The organism is Nocardia sp. NPDC004722 (assembly GCF_053601505.1).
The window spans coordinates 1-6,342 of sequence record NZ_JBSGBY010000503.1; the positions used below are offsets into that span (position 1 = coordinate 1).

The 6,342-nt window shown below is 68.6% G+C and carries 7 protein-coding genes; 6 read left to right on the forward strand and 1 reads right to left on the reverse strand.

Features of this window, described 5'->3' with window-relative positions:
- From ACWELQ_RS34670 to ACWELQ_RS34680, 3 genes are all read left to right on the forward strand, one after another.
- Nucleotides 1–1,148: DEAD/DEAH box helicase (locus ACWELQ_RS34670; RefSeq protein ID WP_452401241.1), on the forward strand; the 1,148-nt coding region annotated here is incomplete at its 5' end.
- 1 nt (nt 1,149) lies between these two features.
- Nucleotides 1,150–1,698: a hypothetical protein gene (locus ACWELQ_RS34675; RefSeq protein ID WP_452401242.1), complete on the forward strand. Its 549-nt coding sequence runs from the start codon at nt 1,150–1,152 to the stop codon at nt 1,696–1,698.
- 65 nt (nt 1,699–1,763) lie between these two features.
- Nucleotides 1,764–2,063, forward strand: a complete 300-nt coding sequence (locus tag ACWELQ_RS34680) for a DUF1905 domain-containing protein (protein ID WP_452401243.1) — start codon at nt 1,764–1,766, stop codon at nt 2,061–2,063.
- A 57-nt stretch (nt 2,064–2,120) separates the two neighbouring features.
- Here ACWELQ_RS34680 and ACWELQ_RS34685 read toward each other — a convergent pair whose 3' ends face one another.
- Nucleotides 2,121–3,842 carry a DEAD/DEAH box helicase gene (locus ACWELQ_RS34685; protein WP_452401247.1) on the reverse strand — a complete coding sequence of 574 codons (1,722 nt, stop codon included), beginning with the start codon at nt 3,840–3,842 and terminating at the stop codon, nt 2,121–2,123.
- A gap of 104 nt (nt 3,843–3,946) precedes the next feature.
- On the opposite strand from ACWELQ_RS34685, the gene ACWELQ_RS34690 reads away from it, so the two are divergent.
- From ACWELQ_RS34690 to ACWELQ_RS34700, 3 genes are all read left to right on the forward strand, one after another.
- Nucleotides 3,947–5,053, forward strand: a complete 1,107-nt coding sequence (locus tag ACWELQ_RS34690; RefSeq protein WP_452401244.1) for a YihY/virulence factor BrkB family protein — start codon at nt 3,947–3,949, stop codon at nt 5,051–5,053.
- An 88-nt stretch (nt 5,054–5,141) separates the two neighbouring features.
- A complete protein-coding gene (locus ACWELQ_RS34695; RefSeq protein ID WP_452401245.1) occupies nt 5,142–5,846 on the forward strand; it encodes a flavodoxin family protein in 705 nt (234 codons plus the stop codon).
- 49 nt (nt 5,847–5,895) lie between these two features.
- The coding region (locus tag ACWELQ_RS34700; protein WP_452401246.1) for a DUF4126 domain-containing protein at nt 5,896–6,342 on the forward strand (447 nt) is incomplete at its 3' end.

The following is a 6,342-nucleotide window of genomic DNA, read 5'->3' on the forward strand; positions in this document are numbered from 1 at the left end:
CCTGGCGCGGCGGGGACGCCCCGGACGCGGAGGCTGGCACGATCGTCGTGACCGGATACCCGACGCTGCGCGGGCACGGCGCGGCGCTGGCCGGACGGCAGTGGGCCAGTGTGGTTTTCGACGAGGCGCAGGTGCTCAAGAATCCGCGCACCCAGGTGGCGAAGGCGGCCCGGGCGATCACGGCCGACGCGCGGATCGCGCTGACCGGAACGCCGGTGGAGAACCATCTCGACGAGCTGTGGGCTCTGCTGAACCTCATCGTGCCAGGGGAATTCACGCACAAGGCGCAGTTCCGGCGGCGGTTCGTGCGGCCCATCACCGAGGGTTCGGCCCCGGCGGTACTGCGGCTGCGCGACGCCATCGAGCCGATCGTGCTGGGGCGGCGCAAATCCCAGGTGGCCGCGTCGCTGCCGCCCAAGATCCACTGCGATCTGGTGTGCGATCTCACCGACGAGCAGGAGCGGCTCTACGACCAGCTGCTGGATCGGGCCGAGACCGCCGGATTCGGCGCCGGGGCGCAGCGGCACGCTCGGGTGCTCGCGGTGCTCACCGAGCTCAAGCAGGTGTGCAATCATCCGGGGCTGATCACCGGGGAGCTGGACGAATTGGCCGGGCGGTCGGGCAAATTCGACGTCTGCTCCGACATATTGGCGGGCAATCTCGAATCGGACGCGCCGACGCTGGTGTTCACCCAGTACCGGCAGACCGGTGAGCTGCTGGTGCGGCATTGCGCCGAGGCGTTCGGGGTGCGGGTGCCGTTCTTCCACGGCGGGCTCGACCAGGAGCAGCGCGGGGCCATCGTCGCGGATTTCCAATCCCCCGCCGGGCCACCGATATTGGTGCTGAGTCTGCGGGCGGCGGGCACCGGTCTGACGCTGACCCGCGCCGCCGACGTCGTTCATTTCGACCGCTGGTGGAATCCGGCGGTGGAGGCGCAGGCCTCCGATCGCGCGCACCGGATCGGGCAGACCCGCACGGTCACCGTCACCACGCTGACCTCCGGCACCACCATCGAGGAGCACATCGCGGGCATGCACGACCGCAAATCCGCGCTCACCGACCTCACCGACGCGAACGGCATCGCCGAACTCGCGCGGCTCGACGACGAACGACTCATGGAACTGCTGCGCCGGAAGCGGGGGAACTGATATGCCCGACAACGAATTCGGCTATACCGCTTGGGGCCGGGACTGGGTGCGCCTGGCCGAACCGCTGCGGCTCACCAAACCCGAGCCGCTGCTCCCCCGCGCCCGCAGCATCGCCCGCAACAACGGCGTGCGCACCGAACTCGAGGGCACCATCGTGCGCGCCCACATCCACCGCGGCACGGAAGCCTCGGTCACCCATCTCGAGCTGACACCGTTGCCGCGCACCACGATCGACGCCCTCGCGCGCATCGTCCCCGCCGACGCCCTCGTCCTCGGCGACGACCTGCACGCCGCCGTCCTCGCCGCCGGGCTCTCGATCACCCCCACCCTGGCTGGAACGGATTGCTCGTGTCGCGCCCGCAATCCTCGCTGCCTGCACATGCTCGCCACCTGCTATGCCGTGGTCCGCCTGATCGACGAAAATCCCTGGCTCGCACTCGATCTCCAGGGCTACCGCAGCACCCCACCCGATGCGGACGACGACACCCCGGCTTCGATCCCTCACTGGACGCCGCTCGAGGTCCTCGACACGGCGACCTACTTCGGCTGAGGACGGGCGGTCTGCCGAACCGGGACACCGGCAGACCTGTCGGTCCCTGCCGATACCGTCGTGGCATGGCGAACCCCGCGTACTCGTTCACCGCCGAGCTCTGGGAGTGGGAGGCTCAGGCGTCGTGGTTCTTCGTGAGCCTGCCCGAGTCCGTCGCCGACGATATCGACGAGCGATTCGGGCATACCGCAGCAGGTTTCGGGTCGATCAAGGTGAAGGTCGCCGTGGGCGTCACCCGCTGGGCCACCTCGATTTTTCCCGACAGCAAGCGCGGCACCTTCGTGCTGCCGGTGAAGAAGGCCGTGCGGGTCGCCGAAGGACTCGAGGTCGGCGACCCGGTCGCGATCGAGCTACGTATCGCGTGAAGATGGCCGTCCACTCCGCATGCTGGGTCCGTGACATGCGGAGTGGACGCGAGTTGGTCAGATGCGGCGGAGGGCGGCGATGCGTTCGGTGAGCTGGTCGGCCGTCGCCAGGGCCGTTGGGGGGCCGCCACATTCGCGGCGCAGGTCGCCGTGGATGACGCCGTGGGGTTTGCCGGTGCGGTGGTGGTGCATGGCGACCAGGCTGTTGAGTTCGCGGCGCAGTTCGCCGAGGCGGTCGGAGGTGGCGGCGCGTTCGGCGGCGGCCTCCACGCTGGGACCGGCCGGAGCGGCGGCGCTGCGTTCGGCCAGCTGGCGCGACTGGCGTTCACGCAGCAGGGCGCGCATCTGGTCGGCGTCGAGCAGGCCCGGAATGCCGAGGTAGTCGGCCTCCTCGTCACTGCCGGAGAAGGTGGCGGTGCCGAAGGAGTCACCGTCGTAGATGACCTGGTCGAGCTCGGCGTCGGCGGCCAGGGCGACGAACTTCTTCTCCTCCTCGCCCGGCTCGTCCTTCTGCCGGTTGGCGTCGATGAGCAGTTCGTCCTCGAGCGCGTTCGCCTCGCGGTGCGGCTTGCCGATCACGTGGTCGCGCTGCAACTCCAGCTGCGCGGCCAGATCAAGCAGCACCGGCACCGAGGGCAGGAACACGCTCGCGGTCTCACCGGTCTTGCGGGCACGCACGAAACGGCCGATGGCCTGCGCGAAGTACAGCGGCGTCGAGGCAGACGTGGCGTACACGCCGACGGCCAGGCGCGGTACGTCGACGCCCTCGGACACCATGCGCACCGCGACCATCCACGGATCGGTGTTGTTGCTGAACTCGCCGATGCGACTGGAGGAGTCCGGATCGTCGGACAGCACGATGGTCGGCTTGGTGCCCGAGATGTGTTCCAGCAGTTCGGCGTAGTCGCGCGCCTTGTCCTGATCGGTGGCGATCACCAGGCCGCCGGCGTCGGGCATGCCGGTGGCGCGCAGCTGACGCAGGCGAGTGTCGGCGGCCTGCAGCACCTTCGACATCCAGTCACCGGCCGGGTCGAGCGCGGTGCGCCAGGCGCGCGCGGTCTGTTCGGCATTGAGGGGTTCGCCGAGACGCGCGGAATACTCCTCGCCCGCGCTGTCGCGCCAGTGCGCCTCACCGGAGTAGGCGAGGAACACGACCGGGCGGACGACGCCGTCGGCGAGCGCCTCGGAGTAGCCGTAGGTGTGGTCGGCGCGCGACTTCTCGAAACCGGACTCGTCGGCCTCGTAGGTGATGAACGGGATCTTCGAGTCGTCACTGCGGAACGGGGTACCGGTCAGATGCAGGCGGCGGGTGGCGTCGGAGAACGCCTCCTCGACCGCCTCGCCCCAGCTCTTGGCGTCACCGGCGTGATGGATCTCGTCCATGATCACCAGCGTCTTGCGGTTCTCGGTGCGCACCCGGTGCTTGAACGGGTGCGACGCGATCTGCGCGTAGGTGACCACCACACCGTGATAGTCCGAGGACGTCGAGCCGGTCGAGTTGGAGAAGTTCGAGTCCAGCTGAATCCCGGTGCGCGCGGCCGAGGCCGCCCACTGGTGTTTGAGGTGCTCGGTGGGCGCGACCACCGTCACCTGATCGACCGTGCGGTCGTTCAACAACTCGGCAGCCACTCGCAGAGCGAACGTCGTCTTACCGGCACCAGGCGTCGCGACCGCAAGGAAATCGCGCGGCTTGGCAGTCAGATACTTGGTTAGAGCCCTGCGCTGCCATGCACGTAGAGAACCGCCACCACCCGAAGTCACTCGGTAGAGAGTAGCCAGTGCAACCGACAGCTTTCCAATCCGACACAGCCCCTTCGAGTGCGCCACGACACATTGCGCGACTGGTCCCATTCGAACCGCTGGTAGGCGATGCTTGAGCCACGATGAACGCGCACGACGAATCTCAGCAACACGCCGACGCGCCCGTCCCGGGAACGCCCGTCGTGCTCGCCGCCACACGCTGGGGCAGGGTCCGGCAACTCGTCGTACACGTCGCGGTCAAGGCGTGGGACGACTCCATCTTCGCCAAGTCGGCCGCTGCCGCGTTCTGGCAGACGCTCTCGCTCGCACCGCTGCTGCTGGGGCTGCTGGGCAGTCTGGGGTACGTGGGGCACTGGTTCGGGCCCAATACCGTCAATATCGTGCAGGCCAAGATCCTGAGCTTCGCACGGAAGGCGTTCAGCCCCAACGTGGTCGACACGCTGGTGCAGCCGACGGTGAACGATGTGCTGCAGCGTGGGCACGGCGGGATCATCTCGGTCGGCTTCGTGCTGTCGTTGTGGGCGGGGTCCTCGGCCATGGCCACCTTCGTCGACGCCATCACCGCCGCGCACGGGCAGGCCACCGCGCGGCATCCGGTCTGGCAGCGGATCTTCGCGCTGCTGCTGTACGTGGCGTTCCTGATCATCGCCGTGCTGGTGCTGCCGTTGATCGCGTTGGGGCCGACCCTCGTCGGGCGGGTGCTGCCGCATACCTGGCGGGAACCGGGGTTGCGGCTCATCGACGCGTTCTACTACCCGGGCACCGGTCTGCTGCTGATCGTCGGGCTGACCTTCCTCTACAAGACGGCTCTGCATCGGACCTTGCCGTGGCATCGGCTCTTCGGCGGCGCGCTGGTGGCGGGCGTGTTCTTCATGGCCGCCAGCGAGGGGCTGCGGCGGTATCTGGCCTGGGTGACGCGCAACGGCATCTCCTACGGCGCGCTGGCCACGCCGATCGCCTTCCTGCTGTTCACCTTCTTCCTGGGGTTCTCGATCATTCTCGGCGCGGAGTTCAACGCCAGTGTCGAGGAGTTCTGGCCCGCCCGCGCCACCCGCTGGGAACAGTTGCGGCACTGGTGGAATGCGCGCAAGGAGCGCCGCACGCCGCCGGCCGCTCCACAGCCGCCCGCGCCGCCCATGCCGATCGACCCGCCCACCGATCAGTTCCCCACCACACCGCTGTGGATCCCCGCGCCGACCGACGCGGCACGGCGCACGCGGCCGCAGTAGCGGTGGCGCGCAGGCGGATCGAGCCGTGGCGCGCAGGCCGATCGGCGGCTCCCTGTAACGGCGGGGCCACCGCGCGACACTGCCTCCCATGACCAATTACGGCGACCTGCGGGCCCTGTTCATCAACTGCACCCTCAAGCGTTCTCCCGAGATCAGCAACACCCAGGGGCTGATCGACGTGAGTGCGCACATCCTGGAGAAGCAGGGCGTCGAGGTGAACCATATTCGCGCCGTCGACCACGACATCGCCACCGGCGTGTGGCCGGACATGACCGAGCACGGGTGGGCCAGCGACGAGTGGCCCGCGTTGCAGCGTCAGGTGATGGCCGCCGACATCCTGGTGATCGCGGGCCCGATCTGGCTGGGCGACAACAGTTCGGTGACCAAGAAGGTGATCGAACGGCTCTACGGCAACTCGCATCTGCTCAACGAGTCCGGGCAGTACGCCTACTACGGCCGGGTGGCCGGGTGCCTCATCACCGGCAACGAGGACGGCGTCAAACACTGCGCCATGAACGTCCTCTACAGCCTGCAGCATCTCGGCTACACGATTCCCCCGCAGGCGGACGCGGGCTGGATCGGCGAGGCCGGGCCCGGCCCCTCCTACCTGGATCCGGGTTCCGGCGGCCCCGACAACGACTTCACCAACCGCAACACCACATTCATGACCTGGAATCTGCTGCACCTGGCCCGAATCCTCAAGGACGCCAACGGCATCCCCGCCCACGGCAACCAGCGCTCGGCCTGGGACGCGGGCTGCCGCTTCGATTTCGAGAACCCCGAATACCGCTGACCACGCGCGGCGGCCCCCGACTGTCGGCCCGTGGCCTCACACTGTCGACATGGAGATCACCTCGGCCGTCGGGGCCGTCCTGGGCGCCTTCGGTTTGTCGGGCGCGGCGGGCCTCAACGCCTGGCTGCCACTGCTACTGGTAGGTCTGGCCGACCGCTTCGGCTGGATAGACCTGGGCCATTCCTACACCTGGCTGTCCTCGATCCCCGCCCTACTCGTGATCGCGGTCCTACTGGTCGTAGACCTGGTCGGCGACAAAATCCCAGCCGTGGATTCGATCCTCCACGGCATAGGCACCCTGGTGGCCCCCACCTCCGGCGCAATCCTCTTCGCCGCCGACACCAGCCTGTCCGCCCACCTCCCACCCGCCGCGGCCGCCATCCTCGGCGCCCTCACCGCAGGCAGCGTGCACGTCGGTCGCACAGTAGCGCGACCCGTCGTCACGGGAACCACTGCAGGCCTTGGCAACCCCGTCGTCTCCACCGCCGAGGACGCC

Coding starts and splice junctions, on each gene's coding strand:
- ACWELQ_RS34680 (WP_452401243.1), top strand. CDS start 1,764: ATGGCGAACCCCGCGTACTCGTTCACCGCCGAGCTCTGGGAGTGGGAG.
- ACWELQ_RS34675 (WP_452401242.1), top strand. CDS start 1,150: ATGCCCGACAACGAATTCGGCTATACCGCTTGGGGCCGGGACTGGGTG.
- ACWELQ_RS34690 (WP_452401244.1), top strand. CDS start 3,947: ATGAACGCGCACGACGAATCTCAGCAACACGCCGACGCGCCCGTCCCG.
- ACWELQ_RS34695 (WP_452401245.1), top strand. CDS start 5,142: ATGACCAATTACGGCGACCTGCGGGCCCTGTTCATCAACTGCACCCTC.